At 38.6% G+C, this 236-nt stretch carries 1 protein-coding gene; it reads left to right on the forward strand.

All coding sequences use genetic code 11. The features are described from left to right. Positions 1–236, forward strand: a 236-nt coding sequence (locus ACWXWW_RS18355) for a hypothetical protein (RefSeq protein ID WP_455971483.1), incomplete at both ends; no start/stop codon positions are given.

Consider the following 236-nt stretch of genomic DNA (forward strand, 5'->3'; position numbering starts at 1 on the left):
CCTCTCAAGAGGTTAAGGGTTATGGATTTAAATTCTTGATGTTCCAAGCCTTCCTAGGTCTTGATTCTGCTGATAACTATGATGCATTAAGTCATCTAGGGAAAGATATTGGTTTCGGTGTAAGTAGTGCATATAAGGTATTGAAACCATGTGAGACAGCACAAGAATGTTTACAGGCATGTATTGATGTATTTGCCGAGAAACTTCCTTATGGTGTTCAATACACAGACCACATG

The organism is Microbacterium sp. KNMS, assembly GCF_053851835.1.